General features: G+C 71.7%; 17 protein-coding genes and 1 pseudogene. 8 read left to right on the top strand and 10 right to left on the bottom strand.

The annotated features are described in order from the left end of the window. Positions 1-12 precede the first annotated feature (12 nt). Complete coding sequence (locus ML01_RS16235) at positions 13-1,209, bottom strand: serine protease (RefSeq protein WP_058556453.1); 1,197 nt, start codon at positions 1,207-1,209, stop codon at positions 13-15. Between the two features lie 5 nt (positions 1,210-1,214). Next, the gene (locus ML01_RS16230) at positions 1,215-1,544 is read right to left on the bottom strand and encodes a CU044_2847 family protein (protein ID WP_058556452.1); all 330 of its coding nucleotides are present in this window, start codon (positions 1,542-1,544) and stop codon (positions 1,215-1,217) included. Positions 1,545-1,721: 177 nt separating this feature from the next. Between ML01_RS16230 and ML01_RS16225 the strand changes: the two genes are divergently transcribed. Both ML01_RS16225 and ML01_RS16220 read left to right on the top strand, forming a co-directional pair. Next, positions 1,722-1,991 carry a UPF0175 family protein gene (locus ML01_RS16225; protein ID WP_058556451.1) on the top strand — a complete coding sequence of 90 codons (270 nt, stop codon included), beginning with the start codon at positions 1,722-1,724 and terminating at the stop codon, positions 1,989-1,991. Beyond that, positions 1,988-2,476 (top strand): hypothetical protein, encoded by a 489-nt coding sequence (locus ML01_RS16220; RefSeq protein WP_058556450.1) that lies wholly within the window; start codon positions 1,988-1,990, stop codon positions 2,474-2,476. Before ML01_RS16225 ends, ML01_RS16220 begins: the two co-directional genes overlap by 4 nt. A 257-nt stretch (positions 2,477-2,733) precedes the next feature. Here the strand turns inward: ML01_RS16220 and ML01_RS16215 are convergent, their stop codons facing one another. After that, the gene (locus ML01_RS16215; RefSeq protein ID WP_058556449.1) at positions 2,734-4,011 is read right to left on the bottom strand and encodes an O-acetylhomoserine aminocarboxypropyltransferase/cysteine synthase family protein; all 1,278 of its coding nucleotides are present in this window, start codon (positions 4,009-4,011) and stop codon (positions 2,734-2,736) included. 187 nt (positions 4,012-4,198) lie between these two features. Between ML01_RS16215 and ML01_RS16210 the strand changes: the two genes are divergently transcribed. After that, a complete protein-coding gene (locus ML01_RS16210) occupies positions 4,199-5,053 on the top strand; it encodes a pentapeptide repeat-containing protein (RefSeq protein WP_058556448.1) in 855 nt (284 codons plus the stop codon). Between the two features lie 18 nt (positions 5,054-5,071). Here ML01_RS16210 and ML01_RS16205 read toward each other — a convergent pair whose 3' ends face one another. The 7 genes from ML01_RS16205 to mdoH form a co-directional block, all read right to left on the bottom strand. Then, on the bottom strand, positions 5,072-5,593 hold the full coding sequence (locus ML01_RS16205) for an inorganic diphosphatase (protein WP_058556447.1): 522 nt from the start codon (positions 5,591-5,593) through the stop codon (positions 5,072-5,074). Further along, a complete protein-coding gene (locus ML01_RS16200; RefSeq protein WP_058556446.1) occupies positions 5,590-6,525 on the bottom strand; it encodes a class I SAM-dependent methyltransferase in 936 nt (311 codons plus the stop codon). The genes ML01_RS16205 and ML01_RS16200 overlap by 4 nt, the downstream gene beginning before the upstream one ends. Further along, complete coding sequence (locus ML01_RS16195) at positions 6,518-7,564, bottom strand: glycosyltransferase family 4 protein (protein WP_058556445.1); 1,047 nt, start codon at positions 7,562-7,564, stop codon at positions 6,518-6,520. Before ML01_RS16195 ends, ML01_RS16200 begins: the two co-directional genes overlap by 8 nt. Beyond that, positions 7,561-7,971, bottom strand: coding sequence for a 6-carboxytetrahydropterin synthase (locus ML01_RS16190; protein WP_058556444.1), 411 nt, complete (start codon positions 7,969-7,971; stop codon positions 7,561-7,563). The genes ML01_RS16195 and ML01_RS16190 overlap by 4 nt, the downstream gene beginning before the upstream one ends. 25 nt (positions 7,972-7,996) lie before the next feature. Next, on the bottom strand, positions 7,997-8,992 hold the full coding sequence (locus ML01_RS16185; RefSeq protein WP_058556443.1) for a zinc-binding alcohol dehydrogenase: 996 nt from the start codon (positions 8,990-8,992) through the stop codon (positions 7,997-7,999). Positions 8,993-9,054: 62 nt separating this feature from the next. Next, on the bottom strand, positions 9,055-9,837 hold the full coding sequence (locus tag ML01_RS16180) for an FkbM family methyltransferase (protein ID WP_058556442.1): 783 nt from the start codon (positions 9,835-9,837) through the stop codon (positions 9,055-9,057). 4 nt (positions 9,838-9,841) lie between these two features. After that, positions 9,842-11,644, bottom strand: a complete 1,803-nt coding sequence (gene mdoH / locus ML01_RS16175) for a glucans biosynthesis glucosyltransferase MdoH (RefSeq protein WP_058556441.1) — start codon at positions 11,642-11,644, stop codon at positions 9,842-9,844. 573 nt (positions 11,645-12,217) lie between these two features. Between mdoH and ML01_RS16170 the strand changes: the two genes are divergently transcribed. The 5 genes and pseudogenes from ML01_RS16170 (at position 12,218) to ML01_RS16145 (ending at position 14,658) form a co-directional block, all read left to right on the top strand. Next, a complete protein-coding gene (locus ML01_RS16170; RefSeq protein ID WP_162268036.1) occupies positions 12,218-12,733 on the top strand; it encodes a Na+/H+ antiporter subunit E in 516 nt (171 codons plus the stop codon). Then, the gene (locus ML01_RS16165; protein WP_058556439.1) at positions 12,730-13,014 is read left to right on the top strand and encodes a monovalent cation/H+ antiporter complex subunit F; all 285 of its coding nucleotides are present in this window, start codon (positions 12,730-12,732) and stop codon (positions 13,012-13,014) included. Before ML01_RS16170 ends, ML01_RS16165 begins: the two co-directional genes overlap by 4 nt. Continuing rightward, the gene (gene mnhG / locus ML01_RS16160; protein ID WP_058556438.1) at positions 13,007-13,309 is read left to right on the top strand and encodes a monovalent cation/H(+) antiporter subunit G; all 303 of its coding nucleotides are present in this window, start codon (positions 13,007-13,009) and stop codon (positions 13,307-13,309) included. Before ML01_RS16165 ends, mnhG begins: the two co-directional genes overlap by 8 nt. Then, a pseudogene (locus tag ML01_RS27475) lies at positions 13,306-14,335 on the top strand (hydrogenase subunit MbhD domain-containing protein). Before mnhG ends, ML01_RS27475 begins: the two are co-directional and overlap by 4 nt. Further along, the gene (locus ML01_RS16145) at positions 14,332-14,658 is read left to right on the top strand and encodes a sodium:proton antiporter (RefSeq protein WP_058556437.1); all 327 of its coding nucleotides are present in this window, start codon (positions 14,332-14,334) and stop codon (positions 14,656-14,658) included. The pseudogene ML01_RS27475 and the gene ML01_RS16145 overlap by 4 nt, the downstream one beginning before the upstream one ends. Positions 14,659-14,662 lie beyond the last annotated feature (4 nt).

Genomic DNA, 14,662 nt, shown 5'->3' with positions numbered 1-14,662 from the left:
CCCGAACTGACGTCAGGGCCACCAGCGGCTGACATCACGGATAGCTTGGGCGGTTTCACGTATCGCCGCCTGGAAGCGCTCGCCCGGCCGCTCGGCGATGGCCTGCCAGCCGGCGGCGATGCGGTCGCGGTAGTCCTCCTGGTCGGGCTTCATGCCCTCGGGGAAGGCGACCTCGGCGAACAGGCCGGCGAGCTGGGCGTGCAGGAGCCGCAGGCCGGTGCGCTCTTCGGCGGTGTCGAAGCGGATGCTGATGGGGAGGAACAGCAGGCGCAGGTCCGCGTCCTCGCGCAGGCGGCGGGCGGTCCAGTGCAGCAGCAGCGCGGACTTGCCGAGGCCGGCGGCGCCGCTGATCAATTGGAAGACGCCACCGCCGTCGGCAAGCCGCCGGTCCAGCTCGGCGAGGGCGTCGTCGCGCCCGGCGAAGGGCATCGGCCGGTCCGGTGCGCCTGCGTAGTAGTCCACGAAGCGGCGCACCGGATCGGCGAGGACGGGCAGGATACGGCCCAGGTGGCCATCGAGCCAGTCGCGCAGGGGTTGGAGGCCGGGGATGGCGGGGCGTGAGAGCCCGGCCGCGGCCAGCAGCGCGCGCAGGTGGGCGGCCGGGATCAGGAAGCCGGCCCGGATGGCGGGGTCCCGCTCGTCCTGGGCGATGAGGCCGATGACGAGGCCGGTGCGGGTGTCGATGGCCGGGGCACCGCTGCAGCCGGGCTCGATGGGATAGTCGGAATCGCGCACGGAGAGCTGCCAGCGGCCGGAGCCCACCAGGGCGCGGACACGGCCCTCCAGTAGGATCAGGTGGCGCTGGTGCCCATCCGGGCCGCCATAGGCGGCGAAGGGCTTGCCGGTGTGGGAGATGCCGGGGTCGAGGCCCGCCGGCGTGCCGGGCAGCGGGAAACCGGTGCCTGCAACGCGCAGCAGGGCCAGGTCTGCGGGCGCGCCGTTAGCCGCGACCGGGAGCCAGCCGCCCGGCACCGGGGCGGCCGATATCTGCACATCGGTCCCGGCGCCTGAGGCCAAGGGCGTGTCGAGGCGCACCTCGCCCGCGGGTGGGCTCGGATCCTGTGGGTCGGTCCCCAGGGCCGCCGCGACGACATGGGCACAGGTGATGACCAGATCCGGGGCGACGCGATAGCCGAGGCCCGCATAGGCGCCGTCCGCCGCCAGGACGCGGACGACGCTATGGCCCAGGGCGGCGAGCCCGGTGGCCATGGCGGTCAGTCGGCCGGCTCGGCCCGGTCCGCCGGCTTGCTCCAGGTGAGGGTGACCTTGAGGGTGGCCTCGGTCTCGCCGGAGACCAGGACCAGGGTGGACTTGCCCTTGAGGGCGGCGCCGAGCTCCACCTTGATCTCGTCCGGAGACTTGACCGCGGAGCGGAGCTGATCCAGCACGAGCTGTGCGACCTCGCCCAGGGGTGCGAGCACTTGCGCGAGGGGCGGCCGCTCGTTGCCTGCCGCGACCTCGCGGGCGCCGCGGGCCGGGAGGGTCTGGATCTCGATCTCGGCCCCGCTGGGGAGCCGGTAGGTTTCGGTGTCGGTCGTTTGCATGGGCCGCCTCCTTGATCGTGATTGCGGTGCACAGCGTACAACGGATTGGGTGGGCCAGCCTGGGGTGATCACCTATCGCGGTCCAACCGGCGCTGCCGGCTCGCCTGCCTGAGTGAGCCGAACCAACAGCGTGCTATCCTCACCTGCAACCGATCTCGACACGCTCACCTCGGATCGATGTACTGTCTGCCGATACCCGACGACGCCTTCAACGCCCTCAAGCTCCCGCCGGCACGCGCGGAAGAGGAACTGCGTCGCGAGTTTGCGGTATTCCTGGTCAAGGAGGGATTGCTTGAGCCTGCCCAGGCGCGGGCCGTCGCCGGCATGGATCGCGTCCCGTTCCAGGCGTTGCTGGCGCAGCGACAAGTTGCATGGGGTGGCTCGCCTGAAGACGCCTTGGAGGATATGCGGGCGGCCACCGCGGCGATACCGCCTGACCGACCTTGATCGTCAGCAACACCTCGCCTCTGACCTGCCTGTTGAAGGTCGGCAGGGTCGATCTCTTGCAACGGCTGTACGGCAGCATCGCGATCCCAACCGAGGTTGCCATGGAGTTGGATCAGGCCGGCGCGGTCCATGGGGACTGGCGCGATCGGTTGGCCTTCGTCCATGTCGTCGAGCCCGTCGACAATGACCCCGTCGTGGTGCTGCTCCGTAACCAAGTCGATGCGGGAGAGGCAGCGGCCATCGCCTTGGCACGACGCGCCAGGGGCGAGTTGCTGATCATCGACGACATGGCCGGGCGCCGACAAGCCCGCCAGCTTGGCTTGTCGATTACCGGCACCGTCGGCGTCGTGCTGGCTGCCGCGCAGGCGGGCCTGGTCGATGAGCCCCTCGATGTACTTGAAGAACTGCGCGAGCAGGGTGGCCTTTGCCTGTCGACCGGCTTCTTGGCCAAGCTGCGCCGATTGTTGCGGTCATCCCCCGCTTAGGCGGCGCGATCAGCGCGTCGCCTGGTCGCCGCGCTTTTCGGCAGGCGCGGGTGCCTTTCGACTTGTCGCTCAGCACTGCCCGAGATCGGCGATCCAGCGGCGATGCGCCGCTGAAAGATCGCGACGGCCCGGCGCGGCAAGTGCGCCGGTTCGTCGCGACAGCGCCGGCAGAGCCCGACATGTCGGCCACCCGGCTTCGCTGGGAAAACGGCCGACTCCGCCGCAGACGCGAACCCGGCGTCACCCGAGGCGCCCGCTCAGCCCGCCGCGGCCAGCGCCTGCTCCAGATCCTCGATGATGTCGTCGATGTGCTCGATGCCGATGGACAGCCGCACCAGGTCCTCGGACACGCCAGCGCTGGCCAGTTCGTCGGGGCCGAGCTGGCGGTGGGTGGTCGTCGCCGGATGGCAGGCCAGCGTCTTGGCGTCGCCGATGTTCACCAGCCGCACCGCGAGCTTCAGCGCGTCGATGAACTTGGCGCCAGCGTCCCGGCCCCCTTTGATGCCGAAGGACAGGATCGCGCTCGCCTTGGCGCCGTCCATGTACTTGGCAACCAGCGGATAGTCCGGGCTGTCCGGCAGGCCCGCGTAGCGCACCCACTCCACGTTGGCGTGGCCCTTCAGGTACTCGGCCACCTTGATGGCGTTCTCGCAGTGGCGGTCCATGCGCACGGGCAGCGTCTCGATGCCCTGCAGGATCAGGAAGCTGTTGAAGGGCGAAATGGCGCTGCCCATGTTTCTGAGCGGCACGACCCGCGCACGGCCGATGTAGGCCGCCGGCCCGAGCGCCTCGGTGTAGACGACGCCGTGGTAGGAGACGTCCGGCTGGTTCAGCATCGGGAAGCGCTCGGCGTGCTCGGCCCAAGGGAACTTGCCGGAGTCCACCAGCACGCCGCCGATGCTGGTGCCATGGCCGCCCATGTACTTGGTCAGCGCGTGCACGACGATGTCGCAGCCGTGCTCGAAGGGCCGGCACAGGTACGGGCTCGGCACCGTGTTGTCCACGATCACGGGTACGCCGTGGCTGTGCGCCATGTCCGAGATCGCCTTCAGATCCGCCACGTTGCCAGCCGGGTTGCCGATGGACTCGCAGAACACGGCGCGGGTCTTGGCGTCGATCTTCGCCTCCATGGCCGCGATGTCGTTCGGCGGCACCAGGCGCACGTCGATGCCGAGCCGCGGCAGCGTGTGCGCAAACAGGTTGTAGGTGCCGCCGTAGAGCGTGGTGGTGGCGACGATGTTGTCGCCCGCCTGCGCGATGGTGAAGATCGAGTAGGTCACCGCCGCCATGCCCGACGCCAGCGCCAGCCCGGCGACGCCGCCCTCCATCGCCGCGACGCGCTGCTCGAGCACGTCGCTGGTGGGGTTCATGATGCGGGTGTAGATGTTGCCCGCGACCTTGAGGTCGAACAGGTCCGCGCCGTGCTGCGTGTCGTCGAAGGCGTAGCTGGTGGTCTGGTAGATGGGCGTCGCCACCGCCTTGGTGGTCGGGTCCGGCTGGAAGCCGGCGTGGATCGCCTTGGTTTCAATTTTCATGGTGCACTCCTCTGCGCGTGAGATGGCGTGGTGTTCGCTTTGGGGGCCAAGGGCCAAGGGCCAAGGAAGGCGCGCCTTGGCCCGCGGCCCGCGGCCCTCGGCAAAGCATACCCCAGCGCCAAGCTCCAACCCCGCGCCGCTGTGCTAGATTCAGTCGCGGGAGGACAACCATAATGAGGAGTCGGCCATGATCGAAATCAAGCACAAAGAGACGGGCGAGGTACTCGCCAGCATCGATGCAGACAACCTGGTCGGCGCGGATCTGCGCGACATGCGCCTCGACGGCGCCGACCTCGCGGGGGCCGACTTGAGCGGCGCCAATCTGGAGTTCAGTGACTTGGTGGGCGCGGATTTGGGCGGCGCCACGCTCGTCGGCGCCAAGCTGCTGAGCGCGCATCTCAACGACGCCAACCTGGCGGGTGCGGACCTGACCCGAGTGCGCGGCGGCTCCGACCGCCCGGCGCAGGCCGTCGTGCTCTCGGGCGCGAACCTGAACGGTGCCACGCTTACCGGCGCCGACCTACGTAACGCCGAGATCCGCGACGCGCGCCTGCAACAGGCGGACCTGAGCGCCGCCGACCTGCGCGGCACGGACTTCTCGAACAGCAATCTCTGCCACGTGTCCGCCGGCCGGGCGCTATTCATCAAGGCCAACCTGCGCGAGGCCAACCTGTGCGGCGCGGACCTGCGCGACTGCCACCTGAACGATGCCAACCTGGTGCGCGCCAGCCTGCACGACGCGGACCTGACCACCGCGCAGCCGGGCGGCCTGACGGTGGCGAACCTTGCCAACTTCGAGGGCGCGGATCTGCGCAACGCCCGCCTCACGAACGCCGCGGTGCAGGACGCCAACTTCCGCAACGCCAACCTGAGCGGCGTGGACTTCAGCGGTGCCGTGCTCGGCGGTGCGATCCTGCGCGGTGCGAACGTCGCCGGGGCGGACTTCAAGGGCGTGGAGCTGGCGAGCGTGACCATGGAGTTCGCGAACTTCTCGAAGGCGCTGAACGCGAAGATCCCGAGCTACAAGAAGAACCTGCGCTGACGGGGCCGGAGCCGCCGGTCAGAACGGCACCGGCGGCCCGCTCCAATCCATTTCCGCCAGGGGGCGCGAGCAGCGCCAGGCCTGCTCGGCGCTGACCCAGCCGGTGAGCCCGGTGCGGCCGGGTCGGCCGCGCCAGAGGTTCAGCAGCCCCTTGGCCCAGCCGTAGACGCGAAAGAACGCGAGCGTCCGCCGCCGCGCGCGGACGGCGCCCGCCGTGTCGAGCGGCCGTAGCGTGCAGATGAGCTTGTCGTCGTGGAGCCCGCGGTCGGCCAGGCGCACGGCGCCGCAGGCGAAGGCGTCGATCTCGGTGCCCGCCGCGAGCCGTGGGCCGAGCACCAGGGCGTCGAGCAGATCGCCCTCCAGGCCGATGCGCGTGCCGATGCTGCCGTAGTTGAACGGGCAGGGCAGCGGCGACAGGAAGTCGAGCCGCCCGGTGGAGCCGACCTTGCGGAAGCTGCCCCGCGGGATCTCGATGCGCACGCGCACCGGCAGCGCCTCGGGGGCGTCGGGCGCGCGGGCGATGCGCGCATCGTCGCTCATCCGGCAGGGTGCTCGGCTGCGGCCGGGGAGAGCGCGAGCAGATCGACATGCCCGATCAAGAGCCGCGACGCCCCGGCCGCGACCGCCGCGAGCCGTGCGTCGAGCCAGGCGTCGAGGCGCGCCGCCGGCAGGTCGGGCCCCGCGATGGCCGCCGCCGCGTCGCGCCAGCCGCGGAGCAGCGCGCGCTGCAGCTCGGGCGCCTCGGCGCCGATGTCCCAGTCGCTCGGCGCTGTCTCGACTTGGTAGCCCAGCGTCCGGCAACGCGCCGCGGCCGTCGCCGCCGCCGTCGGCCCGAGCGCCGGGCCGAAGCCCTTGTCGGTGCGCTGGTGGCGGTTCACCAGGTCGATGACCTGGGCGTCGTCCGCAAGGTCGGGCTCCAGCTCGCAGCGCCCGTCGTAGCTCAGCACGAACAGCAGCGCCGAGCCTGTGGCCCAAGCGCGCGCCAGCAGTGCATCCAGCCAGGGTGCCGAGACCAGATCCAGCAGCGCGGAGGCGGTGACGAGGCCGCCGGCCGGCAGCCGAAGCCCGTTGAGATCGCCGAGGTCGCGCCGCGCGGTGCGCACGTCCGCCGACCAGCCGGCGCCGGCCGGAGCGCCGAGCTCCAGCTCGGCGCCGGGGCGCAGCCCGGCGCGGACCTCCGCGCAGCCGAGCCCGCGGCCCCGCGCCCACTCGGCGGTGCGCGCCGGCAGCCGCGCCAGCAATGCCGGGTCGTGATCGAGGCAGGTCCAGCGCTGTCGCGCGAAGCCCTGCGCTGCCAACAGCGGTGCCAAATGCCGCAGGTTGGCGCCGGTGCCACAGCCGAGGTCGGTCACGGCGAGCACGCCGTCCGCCGGCAACGCGAGCCCGGCCAAGCCCGCCACCAGCGCATCGGCCCGCGCCGCGCTGTCCGCCGGCGCGCGCAGCGCGAGCCAGTCGTCGCTGAAGTCAGACATCGGCCAGGGCCTCCGCGAAGCGCGCGGCGGCGGCTGGCCAGTCCGGCAAGCCCGCTCGTGCGCGGGCGGCACCGGCGGCGAGGTCGCGGCGCAGCGCGGCGTCGGTCAGGAGCCGCACCAGCGCGTCGTGCAGCGCCTCGACGTCACCCGGCGGCACCAGCAGTCCGGCATCCGCCGGCACCGTGTCGGCGATGGCCCCGCCGGTGGTGCCGAGCACCGGCAGGCCGCGCGCCAGGGCCTCCGCGTAGGCCATGCCGTAGCCCTCGAACAGGCTCGCGAGCACGAACAGGTCCGCCCGCGCGTAGTGGGGCTCCAGCGCCGCCGGCGGCAGCTCGCCCAAGAGCCGCACGCGCTCACCGAGCCCGAGCGCCTCGATGCGCGCCCGCAGCGCCGCCGCCGTGGTCGGGTCGCGGTCCAGACTGCCCGCACAGTCGAGCCGCCAGTCGAGGTGCCGGAGCCGGCCGAGCGCTTCAATCAACAGCAGATGCCCCTTGCGCGGCGTAACGGTGCCGACGGCGACGAGTCGCAGCGGCCCGTCGCCGCCGCTGCCCATGGCGAGCGGCGCCGGCTCCGTGCCCGGCTCGACGACGCGGATGCGCGCGGCGGGCACGTCGAAGTCCGCGAGGAGCCGTGCCGTCTGCCGGCTCGTGACGATGACGCGCCGGGCATGGCGGAGCGCGGCCGATTCGCTCGCGCGCAGGCGTTCGGCAAGCGCAGCGTCGAGCCCCGTCTCCAGCGCGAGCGGATGGTGCACGAGGGCGACGAGCCGCAGTCGCGCGGCGTGGCGCGCCGCGACCTCCGGCATGGCGCCGAAGGCGAGCCCGTCGATGATCGTGGGCGCGTCGTCCGCCAGCCCCGCGAGGGCCGCGTCGGCGCTGGCCAGCGCCGCCGCGCTGGGCTGCGGAAAGCCCCCATCCAGCTCATGCACGCCGACGGCGCGGCCCTGCGCACGCAGGCCAGCTACGATGCGCCGGTCGTAGAGCGTGCCGCCGGTGAGCTGATCGAGACTGCCCGGCAGCAGCAGGTGCAACGTGGTCACGCCGCGGCGCCGAGCGGCCCCTCGTAGGCGGCCCAGGCCACGTGCGACTCGGCGAGCTGCACGCGCATGGCCGTGAGCCCGGCGGCGCCGGGGCCGAGATCGCCGGCGGCGATGCGCTCGGCCATGCGCACAAAGATGGCTTGGGCCAAGAACTCCGTGGTCGTGTTCTGCCCCGAGAAGGCGGGCTCGTCGTCGAGGTTGCGGTAGTTGAGCTTGCCGAGCTCCTCGCCCAACACCTTCGACAACAGCCCGATATCGACCACCAGCCCGTCGGCATCGAGCGCCGGGCGGCGCACCTCGCAGTCCACCACGAAGGTCGCGCCGTGCAGGCGCTGCGCGGGCCCGAAGACCTCCCCGCGGAAGCTGTGGGCGATCATGATGTGGTCGCGGACACTCAAGCTGAACATGCGGGGCTCCCGGTGCGGTGGGTGATCAATCGTAGCGGATGCGATGGGTCAGGGTGTCGCCGGGGTCGCGGGCGAGCCGCGCCTGCACGGCGGGCAGCGCGTCGAAGGCGTCCTCGCCCGTGATCAGCGCATCGAGCACCTCGGCGGCGGGCTCCGCGAGCAGCCGCAGCGCCAGCGCGAAGCGCCGGCGATGATCCCAGCGCGGGCGCTGCGCGGTCGCGACGCTGCCCACCTGAGAGGAGCGAATGGTCAGCCGGCGCTGATGGAAGGCCTCGCCGAGCGGCAGGCTCACGGGCTTGGCGCCGAACCAGCTCAGCTCCAGCACCGTCGCCTCGAAGCCCGCGAGGCCGAGCGCCGTGGTGAGCCCTGCCGGGTTGCCGCTGGCGTGGATGACCAGATCCGCATCCGGGGTCGCGGCAGTCGGCGTGCGGAAGCCGATGCCCAGCGTCGCCGCGATCGCCGCGCGGCTTGGATTGGTGTCGATCAGCTCGACCAGGGTGCCCGGCACGCGCGCCGCGAGCCAGGCGACGAGGCAGCCCAGCGTGCCGGCGCCGACCACGGCGATGCGCTCCCCGAGCCGCGGCGGCGCGTCCCAGAGGCCGTTGATGGCCGTCTCCAGGTTCGCCGCGAGCACGGCGCGGCCCGGCGGCAGCCCCCCCGGCAGCGGCGTCACCGCAGCCGCCGGCACCTGGTAGCGGTCCTGGTGCGGATACAGGCAGTAGACGAGGCGGCCGGCGAGCGCGGGCGGCCCGGCGATGACCTCGCCGATGCTGATGTAGCCGTACTTCACGGGCGCCGGGAAGTCGCCGGCCTGGAAGGGCGCACGCATGCGGGCGTACTCGCTCGGCGGCACCTCGGCGCGGAACACCAGCGACTCGGTGCCGCGGCTGATGCCGCTGTACCGGGTCGCGATGCGCACGCAGCCGTCCGGCAGCGCCGGGAGCGTCTCGGCGCGGAGCTCGCCTTGCTCCGGGCCGGTGATCCAGAAGGCGCGGGCGGTGGTGGCTTGTGTCGCGCTCATCGCATCAGAACCGTGATAAAGAACGTGCTTCGACGATTCGCTCCGAACGTTAGGGTAAAGCACTAATCCCGCAGCGCGTAGATATCCCCCGAGTTCGCACTCTGCGGCAGGGCGTCGAGCCAGGCGCGGATGCCGGCGGCGTCGAGCCAGGTCGGATGCAGCAGGTGTTGACTCTCGCCAAGCGCCGCGTTGAAGCGGCGGTATCCGAGCCGCGCAGACTCGCCGAGCGCCGCGCGCGCCACCGGCCGCTGGATGGTCGTGAGCTCGAACGACAACGCCGCCGGCGCCCGGCTCAGGCCCTGGAGCACCTGATCCTCGAAGCCCTCGACATCGATCTTGACGAAGCGCGGCTCGCCGAAGCGTGCCATCAGCGCGTCGAGCGTTGTCACCGGCACCGTCACCTGCCGTTCCCAGCGCTGACCCCGCCAGTTGCGGTCGTGGGCCGCGGCCTGGATGAAATCGGCCGACGCGGTACTGACCGTGGGGTTGTCCAGGTTCAGATGCATGCGGAGCTTGCCGGGCGTCGCGCCGACCGCGGCCTGGACTACCGTCACCTGCCGGTCCAGGCCGTACATCAGCCGCAGAAGGTGCGCCAGCACCGGCTGCGGCTCCACGGCGACGACGCGCAGGCCGAGCCGCCGAAAGCTCGCGATGCGGTCGCCGACGTGGCTGCCGATGTCGAACGCCAAGTCGCCGCGCCCGGCGAAGCGGGCATGCATACGATCCAGCGCCTCGCCGCGGTCCGGACGGTAGTAGATGCCGACGGAGCGCAGCACGCCGATCAGGCCGCGCAGCGGCGCGGGCAGCCGCGCGCGCAGCGCCGAGGCGAGGCGTGCGCGGGGCATGGCCCTACTCCACGGCTTCCTGGGCGGCCTCACCGACCCGCGCCGGCAGGCAAGGCTGCACGGCCACCGCCGGCAGGTGCAGCGCGGCCACGGCCGGCGCCGGTGCCGTCTCTTCCGGGATGCGCCAGAGGCCGATCTGCGCGAGCAGGCGGCCGAGGATCGGGATGGAGGTCAACGACGCGATGGGTACGGCGAGGAGCGCGATGGCGAAGAACGGCGAGAAGAACAGCGCCCCCGGCGGGCTGAAATAGGCGAACCAGCCGACGCCGATGGCGCCGAACAGCGTCTGCGGCCAGAGCCGGCGCAGCGCCGTGAGCGGGCTCACCCAGTGCACGGCGCGGCGCTGCGCGCCCCACACTGCCGCCCTGCCGAAGACCAGCCGGGTGATGAATACCGCGTGGCCGACGGCGAGGATCGGCGCCATCAGCATCGAGAACAGCATGTCCCCGAGCGCGCCGACCGTTAGCCTGAGGCCGCCGCCGAAGCGCGCCCGCGCATCGGCGTGCAGCGCTACCTCCGCCAGCGCCGCGAGCTTCGGCGCGAAGGCCATGCCCATGCTGAGCGCGAACACTGCAAGCCCAGGTCCAGGATGAAAGACCGTGCCCGTGTCGAAGGCCAGCGGCACCGCAAACAGCAGCATCAAGAGCACCCAGGCGGTGGAGCCGATGAAGCCGCCGGTGGCCAGGCCTAAGTTCACGCGGCTCAGCGGATGCAGCCCGGGCAGGCCGAACAGCCGGAAGTACTGCATGTTGCCGTGGCACCAGCGCAGATCCCGGCGCAGGTATTCCGTCAGCGTGGTCGGCATCTCCTCCCAGCTCCCGCTCTCCAGCAGCATCACGCGCACCTCAAAGCCGGCGCGGCGCATCAGTGCGGCCTCGACTTGGTCGTGGCTCAGGACCCAGCCGGACAGCGGGCCGCGGCCCGGCAGCTTCGGCAGGTCGCAGTGCTCGATGAAGGGCCGCAGGCGGACCAGCGCGTTGTGGCCCCAGTACGGGCCCACGTCTTGTTGCCACCAGGCGTTGCCGGCGGTGAAGCCGTTCATCAGCATCCGCATGCCGAACTGCAGCGGCCGCGCAAAGGCGCTGGTGGTGGGCAGCCCGGCCATCAGCGTCTGCAAGATGCCGAGCTCAGGGGCCTGCTGCAGGGTGCGGATCATGCGCAGGATCACGTCCGCGTCCATGAGGCTATCGGCATCGAGCACGAGCATGAAGTCGTGGCGATGACCCCAGCGCTCGCAGAAGTCCCGGATGTTGCCGGCCTTGAAGCCCGGGTTGTCGTCGCGGCGCCGGTAGGTAACCCCCATGCGGCCGTGCCAGTGCTCGGCGAGCGCCGCGATGCGGGCCTCCTCGGCGGCGATGACCTCGGGCCAGTCGGAGTCGCTCAGCACGTAGACGTGGATATGCTCGGCGGCGCCGGCCGCCACCAGCGCCTCGATCATGATGTCCAGATTGCGCCCGACGGTCGTCGGGTCCTCGTTGCGGATACAGCTCAGCAGCGCCGTGCTAGTGCTGATGGGGCTCCTGTCGTTCACATCCGCCAGCGCCGGACAGATGGCGCGGGCGAGGTCCGGACTCTGGCGGGCGAGCGTAAAGCCGATGACGCCGTTCCAGAAGCCGATGGCGTTGAACGGCACGGTGAGCGCAAACAGCACGGTGATCAGCATATCCAGGCCGTCGAAACCGCCGGCGGACAGGGTCCAGACCATCAGTGCCGTGGCGATGAGGACCGTGGCCGACACCAGCGCCGCGAAGAGCCGCCGACGCAGGTCAACGGGGATGACGGGCACCGGCGGCTTCGGCCCAGCCATGACGGGGACCGCGGGGGACGTAAACATGCAACTACTACCTAGATTGACGGCGCCAAGGGTTTGCGGATAACTACTTTCGACACGGCGGCGGGCGCGTCCAAATCGAAATCGAAATCGGGGTCGAGATCGGGATCGAAATCGGGACCGGTCACCACTCGGTTCGATTTCGATAGCGATTTCGATAGCGATTTCGATACCGATGGGCACGACTCGTCGATCTGACGCTCTGCCTCGCCAGCGCTTGGGAAACCAGCGCGGGAGCACCGGGCGCCGGCGGCTCGCGCACAGCTTACGGGAACCCCTGCTCGGCGGCACCGGGCGGCCGGCGCGGCACAACGCCCGTTGCTGTGCAGTGTAATAAGGAACATCCCCGACATTGCAAGTGCCGCGTTGGCCGGGCGCGGACGCGCCGTTGCGCGCGACGGGTTTAGGCTGAGGCCAACACGCGGTAAGCTCCGCGCCTGGAACGATCGCCGCATCCCAGCACGCACCGGAAACAAATCGAATATGCCGCCGGACGCCGCAGCCCAGACGCACACCGAGACCGGACCCCCGCCCGCTGGCCCGCCCGCCATGCACTGGTCGGCGCCGCTGCTGGCCGTGGCGGGGCGCTTTGTCGTGTTCCTGTTCCTCTGGTGGCTGCTCACCGGCGGGCGCACCGACGCCTGGCTGTTCGGTGCCGGTTCGGCGGCGGCGGCGGCGGTGCTGCCGCTGCTGGTGGAGGGTCCGGCGGCCACGCCCGCGCGGTCCGCGCTGCTGCCGACGCTGCTGCGGCTGCCGCTGCTCGTGCCGCTGTTCCTGTGGGAGTCGCTAAAGGGCGGCGTCGACGTGTCGCTGCTGGCGCTACGGCCGCGCATGCCGCTGGCGCCGGCGCTGCTGGACTATCCGCTGCGGCTCTCGCCGGGGCCGGCGCCGGTGCTGCTCGCGAGCCTGGTGAGCCTGATGCCGGGCACGCTCGCGGTGATCGACGGCGACCGGCTGCGGGTGCATGTGCTCGACGCCACGCGCAGCTACGATGATGACCTCGCGCGGCTGGAGCGGCGCGTCGCCCAGGTGTTCGGCATCAAGCTCAACGGGGCGCCGTCGTGACAACGCTGCAGCTTGCGCTCGCGCTGTTCCTGCTGCTGTTGCTGGCCGCCGGGCTTTGGCGGCTGCGCCGCGGCCCCACCGCGGCGGACCGCATGCTGTCCGCGCAGCTCTTCGGCACCACCGCGGCGGCGATCCTGCTCTTGCTCGCCGAGGCGCTGGCGCTGCCGGCGCTGCGCGACGTGGCGCTGGTGCTGGCGCTGCTCGCGGTCATCGCCGTGGTCGCCTTCATCGCGAGCGTCAAATCCGCCCGACCGGAGCTGGGGGAAACCGATGATGGATAGCCTGATCGATGGCCTGTCCGCCGCGCTGCTCATCGCCGGCGGCGCCTTTTTCTTTGCCGGCACCCTGGGGCTGTTGCGCTTCCCGGACGTCTACACGCGCCTGCATGCGCTGACCAAGGCGGACAACCTGGGCTTGGGGCTGGTGGTGATCGGGCTGGTGCTGCGCGCCGAGTCCGCGGCCGACGTCGGCAAGCTCATCGTCATCTGGCTCTTGGTGCTGACGGCGTCCGGCGCCGCGAGCCAGCTCGTTGCGAATTGGTCCCTGGCTCGGCGGATCAGGCCATGGACGCGATGAGCCTGCTCGACTGGGCGCTGGACGGCGTGCTGGCATTCGTCGTGCTCTGGCTCGCCTGGCGGGCGCTGGCCACGCCGACGCTATTCCTCGCGGTGGTGCTCTTTATTGCCTTCGGCGTCGTGCTCGCGCTGGTGTGGGCGCGGCTCGCCGCGGTGGACGTGGCGCTGGCGGAGGTCGCCATCGGCGCCGGCGTAACGGGCGCGCTCTTGCTCGCGGCGCTGGTGCGGCTGGAGCCGACGATGGCCCGCGGCCAGGCCCCTGCGGCGGAGGCGTCGGAGGTCCGGCATGACGACTGACCCTGCTGCGGCCGAGCGCCCGCCCGAGCCGCTGGCCGGCGGCGTGCCGCCGGCCGACGACGCGCGCACCGCCGAGGATCTGCCAGGCCTCGCGCGGGTGCTGTTCGGGCTCCTGCTGCTCGCGCTCTTTGCCGTGCTGGCCCTGGCCGTGCTGGTGTTGCCGCCGGCGGCGCCGGGCCTGTCCGCGGCGGTGGCGGCGCGCATCGGCGAGAGTGGCGTCAGCCATCCGGTGACCGCGGTGCTGCTCAACTTCCGCGGCTACGACACGCTGTTGGAGGTCGCGGTGCTGCTGCTCGCGCTCATCGGCACCTGGTCGGTGGGCACCGCCCGCGGCTGCGGCGGCACCGCGCCGGGGCCCTTGCTGCTGCATCTGCCGCGGCTGCTGATGCCGCTGATGGTGCTGGTGGCGGGCTACCTGCTCTGGGTTGGCGCGCATGCGCCGGGCGGCGCCTTCCAGGCCGGCGCGCTGCTCGGCGCGGTGGCCATCCTCGGCTGCCTCAGCGGGCGCCGGCTGCCTGCCCTGGTGCTGGGCTGGCCGTTGCGCCTGGCGCTGATTCTCGGTGTCGGCGTGTTTGCGGCGCTCGGCGTCGGTGTCGCGGCGCTGCCGGGCGGGGCGCCGCTGGAGTGGCCGCCCGCGATCGCGAAGCACATCATCGTCGGCATCGAGCTGGCCGCGATGCTCTCCATCGGCGCCGTGCTGGCGGCGCTGTTCGTCGGGGGGCGTCCATGAGCCAGCCCGTGTTTTGGGCGTTGGTGGGCATGGCGCTGGTGACCCTGGGGCTCTACGCGCTCATCGTGCACGCGCACCTGCTGCGCAAGGTGCTGGCACTCAATATCATCAGCAGCGGCGTCTTCCTGGTCTTCATCGGGCTCGCCCGGCGCGCGCCCGAGGCCGGCGCCGCGCTGCCCATGGAGCCGGACCCGGTGCCGCAGGCGATGGTGCTGACGGGCATCGTCGTGGCGGTGGCGGCCACGGGGCTCGCGCTCGCGCTCATCGTGCGGCTGCGCGCCGTCACGGGCCGGACCACCCTCGGCGACGATACGGACGACTAACCGG

Source organism: Thiohalocapsa sp. ML1 (assembly GCF_001469165.1).
In the GTDB taxonomy this organism is placed as follows: Bacteria; Pseudomonadota; Gammaproteobacteria; order Chromatiales; family Chromatiaceae; genus Thiohalocapsa.
Note: the sequence above shows the minus strand (reverse complement) of the source record. Positions and strands in the feature narration are given on the sequence as shown.

Excerpts from the sequence above, each read along its gene's own strand:
- ML01_RS16235 (WP_058556453.1), bottom strand. The coding sequence starts at position 1,209 with ATGGCCACCGGGCTCGCCGCCCTGGGCCATAGCGTCGTCCGCGTCCTG.
- ML01_RS16230 (WP_058556452.1), bottom strand. The coding sequence starts at position 1,544 with ATGCAAACGACCGACACCGAAACCTACCGGCTCCCCAGCGGGGCCGAG.
- ML01_RS16225 (WP_058556451.1), top strand. The coding sequence starts at position 1,722 with ATGTACTGTCTGCCGATACCCGACGACGCCTTCAACGCCCTCAAGCTC.
- ML01_RS16215 (WP_058556449.1), bottom strand. The coding sequence starts at position 4,011 with ATGAAAATTGAAACCAAGGCGATCCACGCCGGCTTCCAGCCGGACCCG.
- ML01_RS16210 (WP_058556448.1), top strand. The coding sequence starts at position 4,199 with ATGATCGAAATCAAGCACAAAGAGACGGGCGAGGTACTCGCCAGCATC.
- ML01_RS16205 (WP_058556447.1), bottom strand. The coding sequence starts at position 5,593 with ATGAGCGACGATGCGCGCATCGCCCGCGCGCCCGACGCCCCCGAGGCG.
- ML01_RS16200 (WP_058556446.1), bottom strand. The coding sequence starts at position 6,525 with ATGTCTGACTTCAGCGACGACTGGCTCGCGCTGCGCGCGCCGGCGGAC.
- ML01_RS16190 (WP_058556444.1), bottom strand. The coding sequence starts at position 7,971 with ATGTTCAGCTTGAGTGTCCGCGACCACATCATGATCGCCCACAGCTTC.
- ML01_RS16185 (WP_058556443.1), bottom strand. The coding sequence starts at position 8,992 with ATGAGCGCGACACAAGCCACCACCGCCCGCGCCTTCTGGATCACCGGC.
- ML01_RS16180 (WP_058556442.1), bottom strand. The coding sequence starts at position 9,837 with ATGCCCCGCGCACGCCTCGCCTCGGCGCTGCGCGCGCGGCTGCCCGCG.
- mdoH (WP_058556441.1), bottom strand. The coding sequence starts at position 11,644 with ATGGCTGGGCCGAAGCCGCCGGTGCCCGTCATCCCCGTTGACCTGCGT.
- ML01_RS16170 (WP_162268036.1), top strand. The coding sequence starts at position 12,218 with ATGCACTGGTCGGCGCCGCTGCTGGCCGTGGCGGGGCGCTTTGTCGTG.
- mnhG (WP_058556438.1), top strand. The coding sequence starts at position 13,007 with ATGGATAGCCTGATCGATGGCCTGTCCGCCGCGCTGCTCATCGCCGGC.
- ML01_RS16145 (WP_058556437.1), top strand. The coding sequence starts at position 14,332 with ATGAGCCAGCCCGTGTTTTGGGCGTTGGTGGGCATGGCGCTGGTGACC.